At 47.7% G+C, this 20,956-nt stretch carries 16 protein-coding genes; 6 read left to right on the top strand and 10 right to left on the bottom strand.

Annotated features, from left to right (window positions below):
* Positions 1 to 35: 35 nt before the first annotated feature.
* Both B5F77_RS02720 and B5F77_RS02715 read right to left on the bottom strand, forming a co-directional pair.
* The gene (locus B5F77_RS02720; protein WP_087327270.1) at positions 36 to 485 is read right to left on the bottom strand and encodes a VTT domain-containing protein; all 450 of its coding nucleotides are present in this window, start codon (positions 483 to 485) and stop codon (positions 36 to 38) included.
* Complete coding sequence (locus tag B5F77_RS02715) at positions 470 to 1,471, bottom strand: hypothetical protein (RefSeq protein ID WP_087327388.1); 1,002 nt, start codon at positions 1,469 to 1,471, stop codon at positions 470 to 472. Before B5F77_RS02715 ends, B5F77_RS02720 begins: the two co-directional genes overlap by 16 nt.
* A 560-nt stretch (positions 1,472 to 2,031) precedes the next feature.
* On the opposite strand from B5F77_RS02715, the gene B5F77_RS02710 reads away from it, so the two are divergent.
* Positions 2,032 to 3,483 carry a hypothetical protein gene (locus tag B5F77_RS02710; protein ID WP_140392799.1) on the top strand — a complete coding sequence of 484 codons (1,452 nt, stop codon included), beginning with the start codon at positions 2,032 to 2,034 and terminating at the stop codon, positions 3,481 to 3,483.
* Between the two features lie 425 nt (positions 3,484 to 3,908).
* Positions 3,909 to 5,114: a hypothetical protein gene (locus tag B5F77_RS02705; protein ID WP_140392798.1), complete on the top strand. Its 1,206-nt coding sequence runs from the start codon at positions 3,909 to 3,911 to the stop codon at positions 5,112 to 5,114.
* 79 nt (positions 5,115 to 5,193) lie between these two features.
* On the opposite strand, the gene purD is transcribed toward B5F77_RS02705, so the two are convergent.
* From purD to B5F77_RS02665, 8 genes are all read right to left on the bottom strand, one after another.
* On the bottom strand, positions 5,194 to 6,465 hold the full coding sequence (gene purD / locus B5F77_RS02700) for a phosphoribosylamine--glycine ligase (protein ID WP_087327260.1): 1,272 nt from the start codon (positions 6,463 to 6,465) through the stop codon (positions 5,194 to 5,196).
* A 214-nt stretch (positions 6,466 to 6,679) separates the two neighbouring features.
* Entirely contained in the window at positions 6,680 to 8,884 is a 2,205-nt protein-coding gene (locus tag B5F77_RS02695) for a DPP IV N-terminal domain-containing protein (protein ID WP_087327258.1), read from the bottom strand.
* The gene (locus B5F77_RS02690; RefSeq protein ID WP_087327255.1) at positions 8,874 to 10,295 is read right to left on the bottom strand and encodes a THUMP domain-containing protein; all 1,422 of its coding nucleotides are present in this window, start codon (positions 10,293 to 10,295) and stop codon (positions 8,874 to 8,876) included. Before B5F77_RS02690 ends, B5F77_RS02695 begins: the two co-directional genes overlap by 11 nt.
* Before the next feature lie 24 nt (positions 10,296 to 10,319).
* Positions 10,320 to 11,225 (bottom strand): serine acetyltransferase, encoded by a 906-nt coding sequence (locus tag B5F77_RS02685; protein WP_087327252.1) that lies wholly within the window; start codon positions 11,223 to 11,225, stop codon positions 10,320 to 10,322.
* Between the two features lie 11 nt (positions 11,226 to 11,236).
* Positions 11,237 to 11,731, bottom strand: coding sequence for a collagen-like protein (locus B5F77_RS02680; RefSeq protein ID WP_087327249.1), 495 nt, complete (start codon positions 11,729 to 11,731; stop codon positions 11,237 to 11,239).
* A 312-nt stretch (positions 11,732 to 12,043) separates the two neighbouring features.
* The gene (locus tag B5F77_RS02675; protein ID WP_087327246.1) at positions 12,044 to 12,796 is read right to left on the bottom strand and encodes a succinate dehydrogenase/fumarate reductase iron-sulfur subunit; all 753 of its coding nucleotides are present in this window, start codon (positions 12,794 to 12,796) and stop codon (positions 12,044 to 12,046) included.
* A gap of 28 nt (positions 12,797 to 12,824) precedes the next feature.
* A complete protein-coding gene (locus B5F77_RS02670; protein WP_087327242.1) occupies positions 12,825 to 14,768 on the bottom strand; it encodes a fumarate reductase/succinate dehydrogenase flavoprotein subunit in 1,944 nt (647 codons plus the stop codon).
* A gap of 21 nt (positions 14,769 to 14,789) precedes the next feature.
* Positions 14,790 to 15,464: a succinate dehydrogenase/fumarate reductase cytochrome b subunit gene (locus B5F77_RS02665; RefSeq protein WP_087327240.1), complete on the bottom strand. Its 675-nt coding sequence runs from the start codon at positions 15,462 to 15,464 to the stop codon at positions 14,790 to 14,792.
* A gap of 325 nt (positions 15,465 to 15,789) precedes the next feature.
* Here B5F77_RS02665 and B5F77_RS02660 point away from each other — a divergent pair, with 325 nt between their 5' ends.
* From B5F77_RS02660 to B5F77_RS02645, 4 genes are all read left to right on the top strand, one after another.
* Positions 15,790 to 17,097, top strand: coding sequence for an inositol-3-phosphate synthase (locus B5F77_RS02660; protein WP_087327385.1), 1,308 nt, complete (start codon positions 15,790 to 15,792; stop codon positions 17,095 to 17,097).
* A gap of 152 nt (positions 17,098 to 17,249) precedes the next feature.
* Positions 17,250 to 17,726: a pyridoxamine 5'-phosphate oxidase family protein gene (locus tag B5F77_RS02655; RefSeq protein WP_087327237.1), complete on the top strand. Its 477-nt coding sequence runs from the start codon at positions 17,250 to 17,252 to the stop codon at positions 17,724 to 17,726.
* 29 nt (positions 17,727 to 17,755) lie between these two features.
* On the top strand, positions 17,756 to 19,264 hold the full coding sequence (locus tag B5F77_RS02650; protein ID WP_087327234.1) for a DUF6057 family protein: 1,509 nt from the start codon (positions 17,756 to 17,758) through the stop codon (positions 19,262 to 19,264).
* Positions 19,222 to 20,766, top strand: a complete 1,545-nt coding sequence (locus B5F77_RS02645) for a PD40 domain-containing protein (RefSeq protein ID WP_087327231.1) — start codon at positions 19,222 to 19,224, stop codon at positions 20,764 to 20,766. The genes B5F77_RS02650 and B5F77_RS02645 overlap by 43 nt, the downstream gene beginning before the upstream one ends.
* Positions 20,767 to 20,956: the final 190 nt, after the last annotated feature.

Genomic DNA, 20,956 nt, shown 5'->3' with positions numbered 1-20,956 from the left:
TAACTTAAACGGAATACAAATATAATGTTTTTTTGTTATATATACGATTGTACTTGATAGACAAATTCCATCCATACCCAATAGCGTATGGCTTTGCCGGCAAACATGGAGATGGCTACAATCCATACGTTTGCCCGAAGGAAACCCAGCGCGACCGCGATAAAGTCTCCCACGCCCGGCAAGAAAACGAAGAACCCCATCCACGAACCTTTGTTCTTTATCCAATCTTGCACTTTGTATACTTTCGCTGCATCGAGCTTCAGGTATTTCTCTATCCATTCTATTTTGCCCAGCATCCCCAGCCAATAGCAACTCATGCCTCCTAAGAAATTGCCCAGCGTGGCGGCTATCATACAGGGCCAATAAGTAGCTCCTGCCAAAAGGACACCCGTTAGTACGACTTCACTGCTGAAAGGTAATACGGTAGCTGCCAGGAAAGCCGCAACAAAGACGCCAATATATCCATATTCTATGAGAAATTCCATATGCGAAGAATAAATAAAATAATAAATAATAAATTAGTGAAATGGAACAGTCCTTGCGTCCAACGGTTCCGTACGACGGTAAAAAGATGCGCAATCAGGATAGATGCCGGGAAGCAGGCTATCTGTAAAAACTCTTCGGATGATTGCTCATAAAGGAAGTATAGGGCGAACGACGAGAGGGAGAGCAAGATAAGAAATGCTAAAAACTCGCGCGTCCGCAGGTTGTCTTCGTATTCGTGCGTCAGGATGTGGATGGATGCTAAAAGGGTCAGTCCGATAAGATAACCGATGGCTATCCAGTCCCACAGGGTGTTTCCGGTTATGCGAAGCGGGTGGAAGGTAAAGAGCGACTCGAATGGTTGTGTGAACAATCCCAAGTCTTGTTGCCCCAGTGCATAGACTCCTACAATCCAATAGATGGCCGCTGGTGCCAGCAATGTGGCGAGAAAGGTCCGGAAACTCAACACTCTGAAAAGATACATCCCGTACCACAGCAGCGGGATGAGCCAAAGGATATGGACCCATATCAGGCTGCCCAGCGAAATGAGCAACGCGGCGTTGAAGATATTCCGCCGGTTATGCGCGTCGTGGTAGGCTGTGAATAGTTCGTAAATGGCCAGGATTGTAAAAAAAACCCCAAACGAAGTGGCCTTCAGCGGAAGGAAGTCTTCGTTCGTACTCACCAATAATACGTAAATCAGGATGGGCAGAAATGTCTTTTCGCGAATCAGCATCAGCGCGTAATTGGCGCGGTGTACCAGGAAAGCACCGCCGGCCATCAGCACAAACCCTATGATATAGGCTTGCGTCACGCTCGAAAATTGCCGGCTTAAGAATTGCCAGATGAGAGGCGTACCCGCTTCTTCTTGAATTGGATAACCCATCGAACGGACATAACATGCCCCCCAACATGCCAAGCATCCCGCAAGGATATATAAAAGTGTCCCTGCAGATATCAATCCATTTCGCTGGTTGGAATATAACATACGCTCGTTTGTGCTTGTTTTTATAAAGACGCGCAAAGGTACGCAATTTTTAGATTCCAAAACATTTTGCTGGAGGAAAAACGTATATCCTTTGGGGAAAACTTCCTTACACGGCGAGAAAACTTCCATTGGTAACTACATTTTCTTCAAATATCGTCGATATTTGTATACGTATCGTCGATATTTGTGTATCTTTAGGCTAAAGATAAAGAAACATCGACGATGCGTGCAGAAAAGTAGTTATCTTCAGAAGTTTTCTTAAGCATGTTGGAAAGTTTAGATAGGGGATAAAGGAAAATAAATTTGCATTTCGTTTGCATTTTAAAAGAAAATGCCGAACTTTGTTCTTGTAATTGTGAATTAATTAATGTAGAAGCGTTCGATATTATCCTGTATCAAAATCTGGATTATTTTACTGTAAAGGATAGAAAAGCAAGGCTTCTGCGCTTGTTTGCAGGCGATAGTCAAGAGTTTGGGTGCAGTAGTAGTAAGCGATGGTTCCTGCGCTTCTTTGTTTTATTAAATTCTTTTTGGGAACGGAGAACAAAAGTGATTTAAAGATGAGACGGTTTGGTGTTATTTGTCTTGGAGCAATAGCTTGCTTTTTGACGTCGTGCGGTATTCATAATTATGAGTCGTCGCGCTATGTGAAGGTTAAAGGTATTCCTGAAACAGACTTTTATTTGGTTAATCAAAAGTCGAATGCGAGTTTTGATGGTTATGAAAAGGAAATGGGCGCATTAAATGCGTATAAAACCGATGATGTAATAACTTATGTCGGTTCTACGGATGCGGAAGGGAATGGTGTGTTGACACTCTCGACAAAGCAATATAAACAAGGGAAGAGCCGGGTTTATGCCATAAAGACAGGATATGAACCGGCTCATTTCAAACTTAGCCGGAAGTTTAATACGGCTTTTCTGGCCGATATTATTTTCCCTGTAGCCTTCTTCTTTGACCATGCCCGTGTATTGAATGATAAGAAGGTAAACAATGCCTATTTATGGGATGAATCAGAATCTGATTGTTATGAATATATGGATATGGCTTATAATGCCGAAAAGAGCAAGATGAAAAGGGAATACCTTCGGAAAGCGATAGCACAGGACCATCGAAATGAAGAAGGCATATGTGCCTTGGCATTGGAAGAGCTGGCTGCTTTGGAAATGGAAGAAGGAAGATATCATAATGCTTATTTGGTATTGAAAGATTTGAAGCGGATGGTTCCTTCTTATGATTTGAGGTATCAAGTTGCCGAATTGCAAGCATATGTCGATGGACATAATAAGAAAGTAAAAGAAAAGGAAGAGCGTTGGGATAAAGCTCTTTCCACACTGGATGAGGTTGGTGCGGCACTGACTGCTACAGGTGTAGCGCTCGAGGAAGCACAAGCAAACAGCCAGAGTAGTGTTGTAGAATCTGTGGAAATGGTGAATGGTGTGAACTCTGTTCCTTCCAACTATCCATGGGCTTCCGAGTTGGCGAGAGAAAAACAGAAATTGCAACAGCTTTATGCCGAGCGTGAACGTCTAATCAAACAACGGGCTGGCATTCGTAAAACGATATCCAGTTCGGGAAGTAAACAAGTCGCTCGTGCAGGGACTTCTCTTCGCTTAAATCGTGGGCAAGTTCGCGCAGGGCAAGGCAACTATGGAACAGGAGCTGCAGAACGTAATTTGAAAGCTACAACGACTAATACTGCGAGGTTAAAGAATATAGAAAAGAGGATTTTGACGTGTAGGGAGCGGATTCGAGTAATGGAAGAAGGAGGTGACCCAAGTACGGTTCGAAGTTCGAATATAAGTGCTGACCGTGAAAAGGGAACGTCTTTATCAGAATTAGGACAAAAGCAAGATATGGATCGGGTTTATCGCGATTACGAGAACCAACTTCGTAGGATGGATACAGGCATGGATGACTATAATGACTCCCAAAAGGAATATATCCAAGGCCAAATGCGGAGTTTGCGTGAGAAATATGGACTTCAGAAATCGGAGTGGGAAGATTGGTAAACTAATCAAGAAGGCGTACTAAGGTAAAGAGACGCGGAAGCCGGAGATGACAATATAATCTTCTCGTTTCCGCGTTTTCATTTTGAGAAAATAAATTTGCATTTCGTTTGCATTTTAAAAGATAATTCCGATATTTGCCCTCGTATTGAAGAATTAACGTAGAAGCGTTTCGATATTATCCTGCGTCGAAATCTGGACAATTTCACCGTAAAGGATAAAAGGTACGGCTTCTGCGCCAATGTTTGTTATATCCAATCCCTTAAGGGGATGTTATATAACTGCATTCGGCGTAGGGCTGTCGTTTATTACTTTACGGTGGGCAGTCCAGAGCCTCGATGCGGTAACAACGACAGTTCCCTACGCCTCTTTTACATTATTAATTAACCCGCGGGAAGGGGAACACTGCGGAATAGGAGCATAATAACATGAAAAAGCATTACTTTTTGGCTCTCATGGCCAGCGTAGTATGTGGAATGAGCGTACAGGCGCAGCAGGTAACATCGCAATCTGGACCGCAACTCGGTATTCAGATTCAAGCGGAATCTCTCAGTAATCCTACCCTTGTACAAAATCCGGTCAGTTTGTTGCGTAGCGCAGGGACGAACCAAATCGACAGCGTAATCCGAACGGATGGAAATGGTGCAAAGATGTACAAATATCTGTATGCATACACAGAAAATGGACAAGTTGCAAGTATTGAAGGTTATAAGTGGGATGTTTCCACCTCGAATTGGGCGAATGAGAAGTATTACTCTTATGTCTATACGTATGATGAGAATGGAAAACGGATCCGTACTGTGTATGAAACAATAAACGACGGTCAGGCATCGACAGAAACAACCACCAATATCTACGATACGCAAGGCCGATTGACGGATACTTATACGGTCTCGGACGAAATGCACAGCTCAGAGTCTTATTTCTATAGAGAAGACGGCACTTGCAATTACATGAGCATCGATTCTACTTTTACAGAAGGCGTTTATGCTAGACGTACAATTGGTATGCAAGAACGTACCTTGAATGAGGCAGGAGATGTAACCAAGATTATTTACTTAGGTTTCGATGAATGGAAGGGCGATGAGACAATGTGGATACAACGCGGCGAGGAGAATATCACGTATGATTCCTTGAATCGGATGCATTCCTCCCATTATTTCTGGATGGACGGTGATGTCATAACTTATACACGTGATATTACTTATGCTTATACCGGCGATGATGACTTAAATTACACAGCTGAACAGATAACAACGGACAATGGCCAAACGACTTGCTACGCGGTCAAGTATGAAATGACGGAGGGAAATCCGCGCGTACAGACTGTATCATATAAGAACGCAGAAGGCGATGCGTGGTCTATATCCTATCGCGATACCTATTACTTTCCGCAAGGCAGCAGCGTAGCCAACGAATCCATCCAGCCCAATGCAGCATCAATCTGCAAGGTTTGGACCTCGAACGGTGCACTGACCGTCGCTACTTCGGAGGTTGTACCGGTGCAAGTATATAGCATCCAGGGCGTATGCCGTTACCACGCAAAGGTAGCGGGAGAGCAGACAATTCCGTTGAGCACAGGCATCTATATCGTAAAGTGCCAGCAGGAGACGTATAAAGTCGTCGTTAAATAACGAAGTAAGGCATAAAAAACGCGGAGGCCAGAGGGGCAAATCGCCCGCTGTGCCTCCGCGTTCTTATGCTTATATTGGTTTACAGGTCAAATCCGATGTCGGTACGGAAGTACTTTTTGTCGAATTGGATGGCGCGGGCTCCGGCGTACGACTTCGCCAGGGCTTCGTCTTGTGTGGCGCCATAGGAGCTGACGGCGATGACGCGACCTCCGTTCGTCCGTATTTCCCCGTTTTCCTGTTTGGTCCCGGCGTGGAAGAGGATGTTTTCGGGTGATACTTTGTCCAGTCCGGTGATGACTTTCCCCTTCTCGTAGGCTTCCGGGTAACCGCCGCTGACGAGCATAACCGTCGTAGCGTAGCGTGGGTCTTGCAGGAGAATACGCTCCTTCAGGTTGCCCTTTGCGATACCTTCCAGCAGTTCTACCAGGTCGCTCTGGATACGAAGCATCACAACCTCCGTCTCCGGATCGCCCATACGGCAGTTATATTCGATCACCATCGGTTCGCCTTTCACGTTAATCAGGCCGAAGAAGATAAAACCTTTGTAGTCTAATTCCTCTTCGCGAAGGCCGTCTACCGTCGGACGGATGATGCGCTCCTCAACTTTTTGCAGGAAGTCGTGGTCGGCAAAAGAGACAGGTGATACGGCGCCCATACCCCCGGTGTTCAGCCCGGTGTTACCTTCGCCGATGCGTTTATAGTCTTTTGCCACCGGCAAGACCTTATAGTCTTTCCCATCTGTGACTACAAATACAGAGCATTCGATGCCGTCGAGGAATTCCTCGATGACCACCGTCCGGCTTGCTTCTCCGAACATACCGCCCAGCATGTCGCCCAATTCCTTTTTCGCCTCTTCCAGCGAATCAACGATGAGCACGCCTTTCCCCGCTGCCAGTCCGTCGGCTTTCAATACATACGGTGCTGCGAGCGATTCCAAAAAGGCGTATCCCTCTTCCAGGTTCTCGGCCGTGATGCTCTTATAGCGTGCCGTCGGAATGTGATGACGCTGCATGAAGGCTTTGGCAAAGTCCTTGCTTCCTTCCAGTTGCGCGCCGGCTTTCGAAGGGCCGATGACCGGTATTTCCTTCAGTTCCTCGTCCTGTTTGAAGAAGTCGTACACGCCCTTTACCAGCGGGTCTTCCGGTCCTACGACGACCATCTGCACGTCGTTTGCCAGCACAAACGATCGGATGGCATCGAAATCGTCTGCCTTGATGTCCACGTTCGTGCCCGTCTGGGCTGTTCCGGCATTGCCCGGCGCGATAAACAAATGGTCCACTTTCGGACTCTGTGCAATCTTCCAGGCAATCGCATGTTCGCGTCCACCTGAACCTAATAGCAGTATATTCATATCTAATTTATGTTTTAAATGTAATTCGTTATTAATTAATGTTTTATTGATATTCGTCTACTGTGTTCCGACATCTGCTCGAGATGGGGTCCGACATCTGCCGCAGATATGTACTGACATCTGCCCGAGATAGCAGAGGTAGTCTGCTGCAGATGTCGGAGGTGGTCTGCCCGAGATATTAAAACCCCTCTCGGGCAGCTTCTGGAGTAGGGCTTTAACGGCTGTTTTTCAGATAGTCGTCAAAGTAGCGCGTAATCTTCTCGTGGAGGTGCGGACGGTCCCGTCCGATTACGTTATGCTCATGGCGCGGGTAGACGAAGTAGTCCGGATAGGTATTTGCGTCTACACAGGCTTTGAGGAAACCCAGGCTGTGTTGCCATACCACGACGGGATCGATATCCCCGTGTATCAAGAGCAGATGCCCCTTCAGGTTTTTCGCCTTGAGCTTCAGGTTGGAATTCTTATATCCTTCGGGATTCTCCTGCGGACGGTCCATGTAACGCTCGCCGTACATAATCTCGTACTCTTCCCAGTCGATAACCGGCCCTCCGGCCACACCCACCTTAAAGAGGTCTGGATAGGAACACATCAGGTTGGTAGTCATGAATCCACCGAAGCTCCAGCCATGCACACCGATGCGGTCGGGGTCGACATACGGTTTCGTCTTCAGGAACTCGACGCCTTTTACTTGGTCTGCCATCTCGTTTACGCCCAATTGCCGGTGTATGACGCTTTCGAAAGCATGACCTCGGTTGGCCGACCCGCGTCCGTCTACCGTAAAAATTACATATCCGCGCCGTGCCATGTAAATGTCCCATCCGCTGACGCCGCCCATCCACGAACCTGTTACCAACTGGGCGTGCGGGCCGCCATAGACATAAACGATCGTAGGATATTGCTTTGTGGAATCCATGTTTAATGGTTTTACCAAGAAATAATTCAGGTCTGTTACGCCGTCAGCGGCTTTGATTTTCCCTCGTTCTACCTCCGGCATATCGTAATCCTTGTAGGGATTCTCTGCCACGAGGAGTGTGGTCAGCTCTTTATTCTTCTTGGTGTCGGTCAGGACAATCTTGCGGGGAATGTCCCATGAGGAATAGTTATCAATGATGTACCGTCCTGAAGGCGAGACTGAAGCGTAGTGTACGCCGCTCCCTATGACGGCTTCGTGGTTCAGACACTGAGCGTCTCCCTTCTTGAGGTTCAGCTTCCAGTTCGTGATGCAAAGCGGAGTTCCATAGCTGTAGGAGCTAAGCGGATGTGGTTTCGTGCCAGTGAAGAAAAGATGCTCACCTTTTTCGTCGAAACCTTCTACGGAGAGAACTACCCATTCACCTTGAGTTAACTGCTTCAAGAGCTCACCGTTTGTGTTATATAAATAGAGGTGATTGAAGCCGTCCCGTTCACTTTGCCAGATAAACTGGTCAGGTTTGCCAGGGACGAACAGTGCAGGGTGTTGCGGTTCCACATATTTATCATCTTTCTCTGTGAAGAACACTTTCTCTTTTTTGCCTGTGATGGCTGAGTAGGAGACGAGATTCATTTCGTTCTGCTCGCGGTTTACTTCAGCGATGTAGATATGCTGCTCATCCGGAGACCATGCAATGTTCGTGAGGAACTTCTCTTTCGGTGTTCCGGTCTTGAGCCATACTGTTTTGCCGGATTGTAAGTTATAGATACCTACTGTTACGTGGTGGCTCTTCATTCCTGCCATCGGATATTTATGAGGCTCGGCAGTCGCTACACGCTTGTCGATATTCACGAAAGGATAATCCGTTACCATGCTCTCATCCATCCGGTAGAAGGCGAGTGCTGTTCCATTAGGTGACCAGAATGTTCCTTTATAGATACCGAACTCATTCTGGTGTACCGACGTCCCACATACGATACCCGGTGCAGTTTCGTTCGTGACGTCAATTGTCTTTCCTTCCGGCGAGATGACCTTCAGGTTCTGCCCCTCGGTAAAGGCTGTGTAGCGGTTCGCGGGACAGAAATCCAGGTTCGTTCCCTTTTTAGGCAGGGCATAATCGCCCACCACCTCGCGCGTATCTATATTATAATGTATACGGTGATTGCGGCTGGTGAAGGCTACGATGGACTCGCCTCGGTACGGGACCGTGAAATGCGGCAGGCGGGAAACCGTGTCCAACCCGGCTTTCAGCAGAGCCTCGTTCAGTTTTGTGCGGCTGACGCGAATCTCAGGATATTGTCCCGGCTTCGCACCCCGGTAGGAATCTTTCCCCTCTTGCGTGAGGTACATATCGTCGCCCACCCAGATAATTGATTGGTTCTCGGGCTGGAATTTCGCGTAGTTTTTGCCACCCGGAATCAAATCCTGCAGCGTCAACTCTTTCTCTTGTGCCATCAAACTTAGCGGAAACAATAAGAATAAACTGGCTAAAACATGCTTAATCTTCATAGAAACGTCCTTTCTTTTTCTTATTATCAAACGAAGAAGAGCGCCGGTCGAAACGCTTGCGGTCGTTGTTTTCCCGATAACGCATCTTGGCAGGGCCTTTCTCAAACGAGCGTCCACCGTTCCAATCTTCGTCGTTGCGATGGGCAGCCGCGAAGCGTCGTTCGGGTTTGTCTACCTTCTTGATACGTGGTCCTGCCGGACGTTGTCCGTTTTCCTTCCGGGGCGTGCGGGTTTCTTCTTGCTTGTTTTTTAATTCTTCCTTCTTTTTAAATTCTTTCTTCTTGCCTTCGAACATCTCGTATTGCCGGTATTCGCATTCCAACGAACCGTTCATCAGCTTGATACACTCCGAGGGATGGAGACCAATCTTATCGAAACATTCCTCCTTATAGCTCAGAATCCAAGCGTTGTATCCCATGAAAACGTGTTTCAATCGTTCTCCAATCATGCTGTATAATCCTAACAAATCGCGGCTGGAGATGCGTTCTCCGTAAGGAGGGTTGGTGATGAGGATGCCCGGCTGCGGTGCTTCCGTGTATTGTTGGAACGGTTTTGTTTCCAGTTCGATGTACTTTCGGAGTCCGGCACTGCGTACATTTTCGGTAGCGATATCGATGGCTTGTTGCGAGATATCCGAACCATAGCATTTGAATGTGAACTCCCGTTCTTGGCTATCGTCGTTGTAAATGTGGTCGAACAGCTCTTCGTCGTAATCCACCCACTTTTGAAAAGCAAATTCCTTGCGGTGAATACCAGGAGCGATATTCAAGGCAATCATGGCGGCTTCGATAAGCAAAGTACCGGAACCGCACATCGGATCTATGAAATTGGATTCGCCTTTCCAACCGGTCATCAGAATCATACCGGCAGCTAGTACCTCGTTGAGGGGCGCTTCCGCCTGCCCTACACGATAACCTCGCTTATGGAGACTTTCACCAGAGCTGTCTATGGAAAGCGTGCAGTCATTGTGTGAGATATGGATGTTGATGTATAAGTCCGGATTGTTTACCCGTACAGATGGACGTTTCTGGTATTTTTCGAAGAAGTAATCCGCGATAGCATCCTTGGTACGGTAGGCTACGAACTTCGAGTGGTTGAAGTCTTCCGAGTAAATGACTGAGTCGATGGCAAAAGTCTTGTCGAGTGTCAAGTATTTTTCCCATTCCACTTTTTTGACTTCCGTGTAGACTGTATCGGCATCTTTCGCCTTAAAGTGATAGACCGGCATGAGGATGCGCAGGGCAGTACGGCAGCAGAAATTTGCTCGATACAGTAACTCTTTGTTGCCTGTAAAGGAAACCATGCGGCGGCCTATTTGGATGTCGTTTGCGCCCAAGGCGGTCAGTTCGCCTGCCAGGACTTCTTCCAACCCGTATAGGGTTTTAGCCACCATTTCGAATGTCTCTCCCATTGTGATATTGATACTATTTTGATGTTATTTCGTGTTGTATTTTTGTTTTGTGCTTTGTGGTTGGCCGATAGATTCGCCTGCTGCTACGTCGTGTGTCAGCCAGACGTTTCCATAGATGGTTGCGCCGTCTCCGATATGGATATGGCCGAGCAAGGTCGCATTTGAATAGATTGTCACATGATTACCTACAACTGGATGCCGTGCGATACCCCGGATGGCGTTTCCATTCTCGTCAGGCGGGAATTTTTCTCCTGCTAAACTGACGCCTTGGAATATACGGACGTAATTTCCTAAGATACTGGTCTCACCGATGACGGTACCGGTTCCGTGGTCTATCGAAAAGTGATGTCCGATACAGGCTCCGGGATGGATATCGATGCCTGTTTCGGAATGGGCTAATTCCGTAATGATTCGTGGAATGTAAGGCACGCCTTCCAGAAAAAGTTGATGAGCTATCCGATAGTTACAGATGGCTCGGAACCCGGGATAGCAAAAGATAACCTCACCTAAGTCGCGAGCGGCAGGGTCTCCATTATAAGTCGCTTCTGCGTCTGTGGAAAGCATATGCCGTAGCTCAGGCAATGAGGCGACGAATTGCTCAGAGAGTCGTACGGCTTGTTCGTTCCGTTCTTTTTCCGAGCAGGCCAGACAATCGTTGTCGGCAAAACAAATTCCGGCATGGATCTCTTGGACGAGAAGCGAATGGAGTGTTTCAATCAATACACCGGTATGAAACTTTATGGTCTGTTTGTTGATACGTGCAGACCCATAATATCCTGGGAAAAGAATCGCACGACAAAGATGGATGATTTGCTTCAAGTTCTTACCAGAAGGAAGTGCTTCTTCGTCGCGGCTGCTGTGAAACAACCGTCCGTATGACGCTTCATCCGACAGCTTCTCGACCGTCTGCCTCAAAATGTTTGCTTCCATTTGTGCTGGTTTTACCAAAGAATGGATACGCGAAAATCAATGTTACCCGGTCGCTGATCCATAAAGAAATCACTGTAAGTTACATAAAAGGCAACGTATCCAGGATTATAGTCGAATGTATAAGTCTCTGTCCAATAAATCGGGTTGCCCGCATCATCTGTTCCTTGCCGGTGTAATACGTAAGGCAGGGGCGATAAGGTTTCCACTTCACCTACTGTCGTATAGATACTTCCAATAGCCAATCCTTCATTGTAAACATAATCTGTGATGTCATCCCACTCGAACTCGCACATATAGCAAGGATTTCCATCTACGTTGGCAATTTCCTGCCAATCGTTGCTGTTTACCGAAAAAGTAGCATATCGCCAACCTTCTATCACACCATCTCCACTACTACCTGCCGGTCCCTGTGGTCCTTCTGGACCCATTGGCCCTTCCGGTCCCATCGGTCCTTCGCACGAAGCAAAAGCAACTGCTAAAAGTAATAATCCAATAATCTTTTTCATTGTCTTTCTTTATCGTTTCTATATAGTTTTGCAAATGTAAAAAAAGTTTTGAGAAAGAGAGGCAAAATGCGTGGATTATTTTTTGTTTAGCCAACGATCGTTGGTAGGTTGTCCGAGGACCTGGGAATGTTGCCAACGATCGTTGGCAGGTTGTCCGAGGGCTTGGGAATGTTGTCAACGATCGTTGGCGGGTCGTCCAAGGGCTTGGGAATGTTGCCAACGATCGTTGGCTTGATTATCAGGTATATAAAATAAAAAAGCCTCGTCTGCATAACGCAGGCAAGGCTTTCGCTTATCAGTAATCTTATGTGATTAGTCTTTTAGCTTAGCTTTCAGGAACTCACGGTTCAAACGTGCAATATTGCTAACCGATATGTTCTTCGGGCATTCCATCTCACAAGCGCGAGTGTTTGTACAGTTTCCGAAGCCCAGTTCGTCCATCTTGGCAACCATAGCTTTCGCGCGACGGGCAGCTTCTACGCGACCTTGCGGAAGCAATGCCAATTGGCTAACTTTCGCAGAGACAAACAACATAGCTGAGCCGTTCTTACAAGCAGCAGCACAAGCACCACATCCGATACAAGCGGCCGCATCCATAGCTAAGTCGGCATCCTTCTTAGGGATGGGAATCGCATTGGCATCAGGAACTCCACCTGTATTCACCGATACGAAACCACCGGCCTGCATAATCTTATCGTAAGCCGAACGATCGACCATCAAGTCGCGGATAACCGGGAAACCGGCCGAACGCCATGGTTCAATCGTAATTGTTTCGCCATCGTGGAAACGGCGCATATAGAGCTGGCAAGTAGTAGCACCAGTTGCCGGTCCGTGTGGATGGCCATTCACATACAATGAGCACATACCGCAGATACCTTCGCGGCAATCGTGGTCGAATACGATGGGCTCTTTGCCTTCTTTCACCAAACGCTCATTCAAGATATCCAACATTTCGAGGAAAGAAACACTTTGGTGGATTTCCATCGGGTAAGTCTCAAATTGTCCTTTTTCTTTCGGACCTCTCTGACGCCAAACCTTTAGGGTGACTTTTATATCTTTATCCATATTTTTCTACGTTTTGAAATTGATGTTATTACTTCTTGTAATTACGTGTTTGCGGAGTGACGAACTGATAGTTCAAATCTTCCTTCAACATAACCGGGTCTTTGTCTTCGCCTTGGTATTCCCAGCAAGCTACGTACATGAACTTGTCGTCGTGGCGGAGAGCTTCGCCCTCTTCCGTTTGATGCTCTACGCGGAAGTGACCACCACAAGATTCAGCACGGTTCAAGGCATCGCGAGCCATCAATTCACCGATTTCAAGGAAGTCAGCCACACGCAAGGCCTTTTCAAGCTCCGTGTTCTGGTCTTCGCCCGAACCTGGAATGAAGACATTGCTCCAGAATTCCTTCTTCAAGTCTTTCAACATTTGGATAGCCTCTTTCAACCCTTGTTCATCGCGAGCCATACCGATATGTTCCCACATGATATGTCCTAAGCGTTTGTGGATAGAGTCAACGGTTTCCTTACCCTTGATGTTCATCAGCTTGTTGATACGATCCTTAATCTTCTTTTCTGCTTCAACAAACTCTGGCAAATCTGTGCTGAAACGCGGAACCTGAATCTGATCTGACAAATAGTTTTGAATCGTATAAGGTAATACGAAGTAACCATCAGCCAACCCTTGCATCAAGGCAGAAGCACCCAGACGGTTAGCACCATGGTCAGAGAAGTTCGCTTCTCCAATGGCAAACAAACCAGGTATAGACGTCATCAATTCATAGTCAACCCACAGACCACCCATCGAATAGTGCAATGCCGGATAGATCATCATCGGAGTTTCGTATGGATTATCATCAGTAATTTCTTCGTACATATCGAACAAGTTACCGTATTTCTGCTTAACTACTTCCTTACCCAGACGACCAATCGCCTCCGAAAAGTCGAGGAATACGGCACGGCCTGTATTGTTTACACCATAACCTGCATCGCAACGTTCTTTAGCAGCACGTGAAGCTACGTCACGCGGAACTAAGTTACCGAATGCTGGATAACGACGTTCCAAATAATAGTCGCGGTCTTCTTCCGGAATATCTTTTCCTTTCTTTGTACCTGCCTGCAATGCCTTTGCATCTTCCAGTTTCTTGGGAACCCAGATACGTCCATCGTTTCGTAAAGACTCAGACATCAACGTCAGTTTGGACTGGAAGTCGCCCTTCACCGGAATACAAGTCGGGTGAATCTGCACCATACAAGGATTAGCAAAGTAAGCGCCCTTCTTGTAGCATTGCCAAGCCGCAGAACCATTAGATGCCATAGCATTGGTTGACAAGAAGAAGGTATTTACATAACCACCTGTTGCGACTACTACAGCATGAGCGGCATAGCGTTCAATCTTACCGGTGATTAGATTACGCGTGATGATACCACGAGCACGACCGTCTACCAAAACAACGTCCAACATTTCGTGACGTGTATACATTTTTACTTTGCCCTTGCCAATTTGACGGCTCAATGCAGAGTAAGCACCTAAAAGCAATTGCTGACCGGTCTGGCCACGGGCATAGAACGTACGGGATACTTGTGCACCACCGAATGAACGGTTATCTAATAATCCACCATATTCGCGAGCGAAAGGAACACCCTGTGCTACACATTGATCGATGATGTTATTAGAAACCTCTGCCAAACGATATACGTTTGCTTCGCGAGCACGATAGTCTCCACCTTTGATGGTATCATAGAACAAACGGTATACAGAGTCACCATCGTTCTGATAGTTCTTAGCTGCATTGATACCTCCCTGAGCAGCGATAGAGTGAGCACGACGAGGAGAATCCTGTATACAGAAGTTCAATACGTTAAATCCCATCTCTGCTAACGATGCAGCCGCAGAAGCACCAGCCAAGCCAGTACCTACAACGATGATATCCAAACGACGCTTGTTAGCAGGGTTCACCAATTTCTGATGAGCTTTATAATTTGTCCACTTCTCAGCCAACGGGCCTTGAGGTATTTTAGAATTAATTTCTGCCATATTCTTTTTAGTTTTTAAGTTTTATGCTCCTACACCATTTACATAAAAGATAATTGTAATGATAGCGAACAAACCGCAGATGATGGTTGCTACCCATTTAGAGATGCATTCCCAGCGGCTCAACCAGATGTTGTTGTTCCAACCCAGTGTTTGGATAGCCGACCAGAAACCATGCGTCAAGTGGAACCACAAAGCGGTAAACCAGATGAGATACAATACCGTATTTACGATATTGCCCTGGAAATAGAAGTTGATAAACGTTGCGCCGTCTGTCGGAGCAATATCTCCGTGAATTCCGGCTAATTCAGCAAACATCATTTCCGCCCAGAAATGGCTCAAATGGAGAATCAATCCTAAAATGACGATTACACCCAGAACGAACATGTTCTGTGAAGCCCATTCTACACCTTTGGGGCGAGCACTTGTTGCATAGCGGTCGTTTCCGCGAGCCTTACGGTTCTGCAACGTCAAGATAGTAGCATACACGAAGTGGATTACCACACCGGCAGCCAGCACCAATGTGCCGAGCAAAGCGTACCAATTCGTACCCAGCAGCTCACAAACCATGTTGTAAGCTTCGCCGGAGAATACCGCCGCGATGTTCATACACAGGTGGAACAACAGAAACAAAATTAGGAAGAGTCCTGATATACTCATTATCAGCTTCCTCCCGATAGAAGAATTAAGTAACCACATAAGATAATAGTTTAAGTTATTTAATTGTGTTTATAAATTATCCTCAATCGCTTGTTTAATTATGAATGCAAAGGTAGGTTAAATCTATGTACCAAACAACAAGAATACGGAAATATTTCTGCAAATAATTCTTTTCGGATATAGATTTCCCTTTCTAATCACCCTATGATAGGCTCTACTAACGGTATGTTTTCAGAGATTTTGGGCATTTAGACCACAAAAAGCGAATCTTTTCTATCTCTGTATTCAAAGAAAAGCGTACCTTTGCGCAATTATCGATGAGAATATGTAAAACTAAATGATCAATAATAGAAAAGAAAACGAAATGGGAAAAATGAATGTACAACCGGCAACCGGTAAGCTCGGGGTGCTGTGTGTAGGTTTAGGAGCCGTTGCGACTACGTTTATGACGGGTGTGTTGATGACGCGTAAAGGATTGGCAAAGCCCGTGGGATCGATGACTCAATACGATAAGATTCGTGTTGGTCGGGGTAAGGATAAGAAATATCTTCATTATAATGAAATAGTTCCTATCGCTAATTTGAATGATATCGTATTTGGTGCTTGGGATGTGTATCCAGCCAATGCGTATGAATCGGCCATCAATGCAGAAGTATTGAAAGAGAAAGACATCAATCCGGTAAAGGACGAACTGGAGAAGATCGTCCCGATGAAAGCGGCTTTCGACCATAATTATGCAAAACGCCTTGAAGGAAATAACGTGAAAGATTGTGCAACCCGTTGGGAAATGGTAGAAGCATTACGTAAAGATATCCGTGAATTCAAGGAAAAGAATGGATGTGCACGTATCGTAGTGCTTTGGGCTGCTTCGACGGAAATCTATGTACCAGTGGATGAAAAAATACATGGCTCATTGGCGGCGTTGGAAGAGGCTATGAAGGCGGATGATCGCGAACATATTGCACCGTCTATGTGCTATGCGTATGCGGCATTAGCCGAGGGCGCTCCGTTTATTATGGGTGCTCCGAATACAACGGTTGATATTCCGGCCATGTGGGAAATGGCAGAGAAAACGAAGTTGCCTATCGCAGGAAAAGACTTCAAGACGGGACAAACATTGGTTAAGTCTGGTTTCGCTCCGATTATCGGTACACGTTGCTTAGGTCTTTCGGGTTGGTTCTCTACGAATATTTTAGGAAACCGCGATGGTTTGGTATTGGACGAACCGGCTAACTTCCACACGAAAGAAGTCAGCAAGCTTTCTACTTTGGAATCTATTTTAGTTCCGGAAAACCAACCGGATTTGTACACGGATTATTATCATAAAGTCCGCATCAACTATTATCCGCCTCGCAATGACAATAAGGAGGGTTGGGACAATATCGATATCTTCGGTTGGATGGGGTATCCGATGCAAATCAAGATTAACTTCTTGTGTCGTGATTCCATTTTGGCTGCTCCGCTTTGCTTGGATTTGGTTTTGTTGAGCGACTTGGCTGCTCGTGCGGGTCGTTATGGTATCCAGCGTTTCTTGAGTTTCTTCCTCAAGAGCCCGATGCACGACTATACGCAGAACGAAGTGCCTATCAACCACCTCTTCCAGCAGTATGTCATGCTGAAGAATGCGCTTCGCGAAATGGGCGGATACGAAGCTGATGAGGAAATAGATTAATATTTTTGTTGAAAATGAATGGATACGGAGTTCTTTTGTCGCAAGATAAGAGGGCTCCGCTTTTTATATCTGGGCGGAAAGAAGTCGGAGAAAATGGAGAAGATTGACGGGGAGTTTTCCTTTTATATAATAATGTATAGAAAGTAAGAAAGATGAAAACCGTAGTTTATACAGAAAAAGAACAGATGGAGGAAATCCTGCAATCCTGCCGGATTTGCTTTGTCGGGATGGCGGATACGGACGGCGTACCGTATGTATTGCCTATGAATTTTGGTTATAAGGATGGCGTAATATACCTTCATTCGGCGCAGGAAGGGCGAAGCATTGAGACGCTCGGCCGGAATCCGCGCGTATGTATTACCTTCTGTCCATCGGCCGAATTGGTTGCCCAACACGATGAAGTGGCCTGTAGCTATCGGATGCGTTCGGCGAGTGTCATTTGTTGGGGCAAGGTCGTGTTTGTGGAGGATTTTGAGAGGAAGGTTGAGGCATTGGACATCTTGATGCGTCAATACAGCGGACGGACATTTACGTATGGAGCTCCCGCGGTGCGGAATGTGAAGGTTTGGCGGGTAGAAATCGAATCAATGAGCGGTAAAGCGTTTGGCGTTCCTTACAAGAAAGCGTAACTTTGCCTAAAACAAGAAAGGAATACCTGATGAAACACACATTCTGTCTCTCTTCCCTCGGTTCATGGTCATTGCCGGTGATAACCTTGGTGGGTTGTTGGTTTTTTGCGGCTTGGCTTTATGGCGATGTCTTTTACATGGCAGCACAGTATAGTTTCTTCTCTTTCGAAGAGGAGGCGATGCATTTCGTACGCGAACAACCGGGTGGATGGTTTTATGTCGTGGGGCGTTTCCTCTTATGCTTGTTTCACGAGCCGTGGCTCGGCGGATTCGTCTGGGCGTTACTTTTGGCGGGCAGCGTATGTCTCTTTCAATATGGTGCGAATCTGCGGGGAAAGTATGAGTGGCTGTCGGTATTGCCCGTGTGCCTCGTGGGGCTGGGGTTCTTGCATCGGGGGTTGAACCTGTATTATCAATCGGAGCCTTCGTGGGTTTTTCTGGTTCCCTTGGCTTTGTTCGCGGGGATGTTTTTGCTTGCATTGGGTCGTTTTTTCTTCCTCCAAGGAGCGGAGCGAGGTCGGGGCGATGCCTTTTCCTGTGTCATGGCGGTCGTGCTTTTCTTTTCGCTCGGGATGTATGCCTGGTGGGGAAAGGAGAACGAACGCTTGACGGCCTCTCTGCAGCGGGATTATTTGCGGCAGGATTGGCAATCGATGCAGCAAACTGCCCGAAAGGCATCTCACCCTACTCGTGCGGTGGCGGCTTATCACGCTATCGCGTGGGTGCATTCCGGACAGTTATTAAATCATTGGCTCGACATCCCGTACCAGTATCCGGACCTGGGCTTGGTAGATTGGGGCGGTTTGCCGGATGATGGTTCCGACCTCTACTATGCCGAAGCGTGTCTCACGGCTGGATTGGTATATCCCGCCTATCACCAGGCGATGGAGCGTATGGTCATAGAGGGTCCCTCTTGCTACACGCTGAAGTTGCTCACGTATGCGGCCCTGCTCAATGGTGAATATGCATTGGCGAACAAGTACCTTTACCAATTATCCCAACATCCTTTCGAGGGCGCGTTTGTGCGGCGGTATGGCGCGATGGTGGCGCATCCGGAGCGGGTGTGGGCCGACCCGTATTTCCACCGCGTGCTGGAGTTGGCGCCGATGACCGACTCGTTCGAGCAGGCGTACCGTGCGCCGCTTTTTATCGGGTACAATGTACAGACGAACCAGGTGCGGAGTGCAGCGGCGCTCGAGGTGTCTTTGGCTGCGTGCCTGTACGCAAAGCAGCTTTCCTCCGTGGTACAGCGGGCGCAGGTATATCGGGGTAAACAGCTTCCCGTGGTCGTAGAGCAGGCGATTGCTTTGTATGCGTTGGAGCATCCGGAGGTGCTCGCTCATTTTCAGATACGTCCGCAAGTCGTGCAGGAGGTGCACCGTTTTGTGCAGCAATATGTCTCGCAGCCACCGAAGGATATCGAGTCGTTGCGCGAGACTTACCGTCATTTCTATCCTTTTTATTATTATTATCAGAATCAAGTAGATGAAACGCAATGGAAAAGATACCAACCGCGGCGAAGTGGGGGCGTGAATTGAGAAAGTCCTCCCGGCTGTGCCGCATTTTCGGATTTGTTTGGGCCGTTTGCTGCGGCCTTTCTTGTGTAGAAAAGTCGTTAGATATCCCTGAAAATTATACCGCGACGTCGGAACCGCTTTCTATCTATCCCGATTACCGAAGCGTGACGGTGCCGCCCAATATCGCCCCCTTGAATTTCCTGGTACGGTCTCCGGGTATCAATTATGTCGCTGTCGTGGGGAAGGAGGGGGCCGAGCTGGTGGCATCGGCCAAGGCCTCCCAGACGATTCAGTTCGAGGTGGAGGCCTGGCATCGCTTGCTGGACGCGCATCGGGGGGATAGTCTCCAGCTGACGGTCTACGCCCGTTCGTCGGCGGGCTGGGTGCGTTATCCGGCTTGCTCTTTTTTCGTTGCGCCCGAGGAGATGGACCCTTATGTCGCTTACCGCCTGATTGAGCCGGGCTATTCTTATTACCGCCAATTGGGCCTCTATCAGCGTTGTATGGAGAATTTCGACGTGTCTACCCTCTACGAGAACAACCGGCGGTTTCATTACGACGAGAATCATTGCGTGAATTGCCATTCGTTCCAGCAATATGGTACGGATAGGATGCTGTTTCACGTCCGGACCAACCATGCCGGCACGGTCTTGGTGCAGGGCGACGAGGTGCGCAAGCTCACTTTCCCGGCGGATTCTGTCCCGATGGGGGCGGTCTATCCGGCCTGGCATCCCACGCAAGATTGGATTGCGTTTTCTTCGAACCGTACCGGGCAGGCTTTCCACATGCAGCATGAAGAGAAGGTGGAGGTCATGGATAGGGCATCCGACCTGTTTTTGTATGACGCGGCGCAGGGACGTATCCAATGGGTCTGCCGCACGGATAGCCTGTGGGAAACCTTCCCCGCGTGGTCTCCGGCGGGCGATTATCTATACTATGCTGCGGCTGATGCGCGCCGGGTGAATGCGCATCCCGACTCGATTTCGACGGGCGACCTGTTGTTGCATTATCCATCCATCCGGTACGACATCCTGCGCCTGCCGTTTGATATCCGCACGCGAAAGTGGGGTTCGCCGGAGCGGGTAGTCGATAGCGCGTCTCGCGGCAAGAGCGCCACGCTGCCCCGCGTGAGTCCCGACGGTCGTTACCTGCTTTACACCGAGGGCAATTACGGGCAATTCCATATTTGGCACAAAAGCGCAGACCTCTGGGTGAAGGATTTGCAGACGGGTGAGACTTATCCGCTCCGCGAAGCGAATAGCAACGATGCCGACAGCTATCACGCTTGGAGCAGCAACGGGCGGTGGATTGTGTTTAGTTCGAGGCGCGATGATGGCTCCTATACACGTCTCTATATAGCCTATTTCGACGCTGCGGGACAGGCGCATAAGGCATTTCTCTTGCCACAATGCGACCCGGCGCAAAACCTGCTTCTCCTGAAGAGTTACAACGTCCCGGAACTGACGCGTGAGCCAGTGCGCATCGCTCCCGAAACCTTCCGGAAGGTTATCTACGAAGAATAATTCAGGCACGTAGGGAGCGGAAGGTTTCCCTATTATAATACACGCCTCCCATTGGCTACGTGTGTTTTTCGGGGGTATCCCGAAAGTCCACCGCAGGTTGCGGGAAGGTTTCGGGGGTGTCCCGAAAGTCCGCCACAAGTTGCGTGAAGGTTTCGGGGGTGTCTCGAAAGTCCGCCGCAAGTTGCGAGAA

The organism is Parabacteroides sp. An277 (genome assembly GCF_002159645.1).
GTDB lineage: Bacteria > Bacteroidota > Bacteroidia > Bacteroidales > Tannerellaceae > Parabacteroides.
Note: the sequence above shows the minus strand (reverse complement) of the source record. Positions and strands in the feature narration are given on the sequence as shown.

Coding starts and splice junctions, on each gene's coding strand:
- B5F77_RS02720 (WP_087327270.1), bottom strand. CDS start 485: ATGGAATTTCTCATAGAATATGGATATATTGGCGTCTTTGTTGCGGCT.
- B5F77_RS02715 (WP_087327388.1), bottom strand. CDS start 1,471: ATGTTATATTCCAACCAGCGAAATGGATTGATATCTGCAGGGACACTT.
- B5F77_RS02710 (WP_140392799.1), top strand. CDS start 2,032: ATGAGACGGTTTGGTGTTATTTGTCTTGGAGCAATAGCTTGCTTTTTG.
- B5F77_RS02705 (WP_140392798.1), top strand. CDS start 3,909: ATGAAAAAGCATTACTTTTTGGCTCTCATGGCCAGCGTAGTATGTGGA.
- purD (WP_087327260.1), bottom strand. CDS start 6,465: ATGAATATACTGCTATTAGGTTCAGGTGGACGCGAACATGCGATTGCC.
- B5F77_RS02695 (WP_087327258.1), bottom strand. CDS start 8,884: ATGAAGATTAAGCATGTTTTAGCCAGTTTATTCTTATTGTTTCCGCTA.
- B5F77_RS02690 (WP_087327255.1), bottom strand. CDS start 10,295: ATGGGAGAGACATTCGAAATGGTGGCTAAAACCCTATACGGGTTGGAA.
- B5F77_RS02685 (WP_087327252.1), bottom strand. CDS start 11,225: ATGGAAGCAAACATTTTGAGGCAGACGGTCGAGAAGCTGTCGGATGAA.
- B5F77_RS02680 (WP_087327249.1), bottom strand. CDS start 11,731: ATGAAAAAGATTATTGGATTATTACTTTTAGCAGTTGCTTTTGCTTCG.
- B5F77_RS02675 (WP_087327246.1), bottom strand. CDS start 12,796: ATGGATAAAGATATAAAAGTCACCCTAAAGGTTTGGCGTCAGAGAGGT.
- B5F77_RS02670 (WP_087327242.1), bottom strand. CDS start 14,768: ATGGCAGAAATTAATTCTAAAATACCTCAAGGCCCGTTGGCTGAGAAG.
- B5F77_RS02665 (WP_087327240.1), bottom strand. CDS start 15,464: ATGTGGTTACTTAATTCTTCTATCGGGAGGAAGCTGATAATGAGTATA.
- B5F77_RS02660 (WP_087327385.1), top strand. CDS start 15,790: ATGGGAAAAATGAATGTACAACCGGCAACCGGTAAGCTCGGGGTGCTG.
- B5F77_RS02655 (WP_087327237.1), top strand. CDS start 17,250: ATGAAAACCGTAGTTTATACAGAAAAAGAACAGATGGAGGAAATCCTG.
- B5F77_RS02650 (WP_087327234.1), top strand. CDS start 17,756: ATGAAACACACATTCTGTCTCTCTTCCCTCGGTTCATGGTCATTGCCG.
- B5F77_RS02645 (WP_087327231.1), top strand. CDS start 19,222: ATGGAAAAGATACCAACCGCGGCGAAGTGGGGGCGTGAATTGAGAAAG.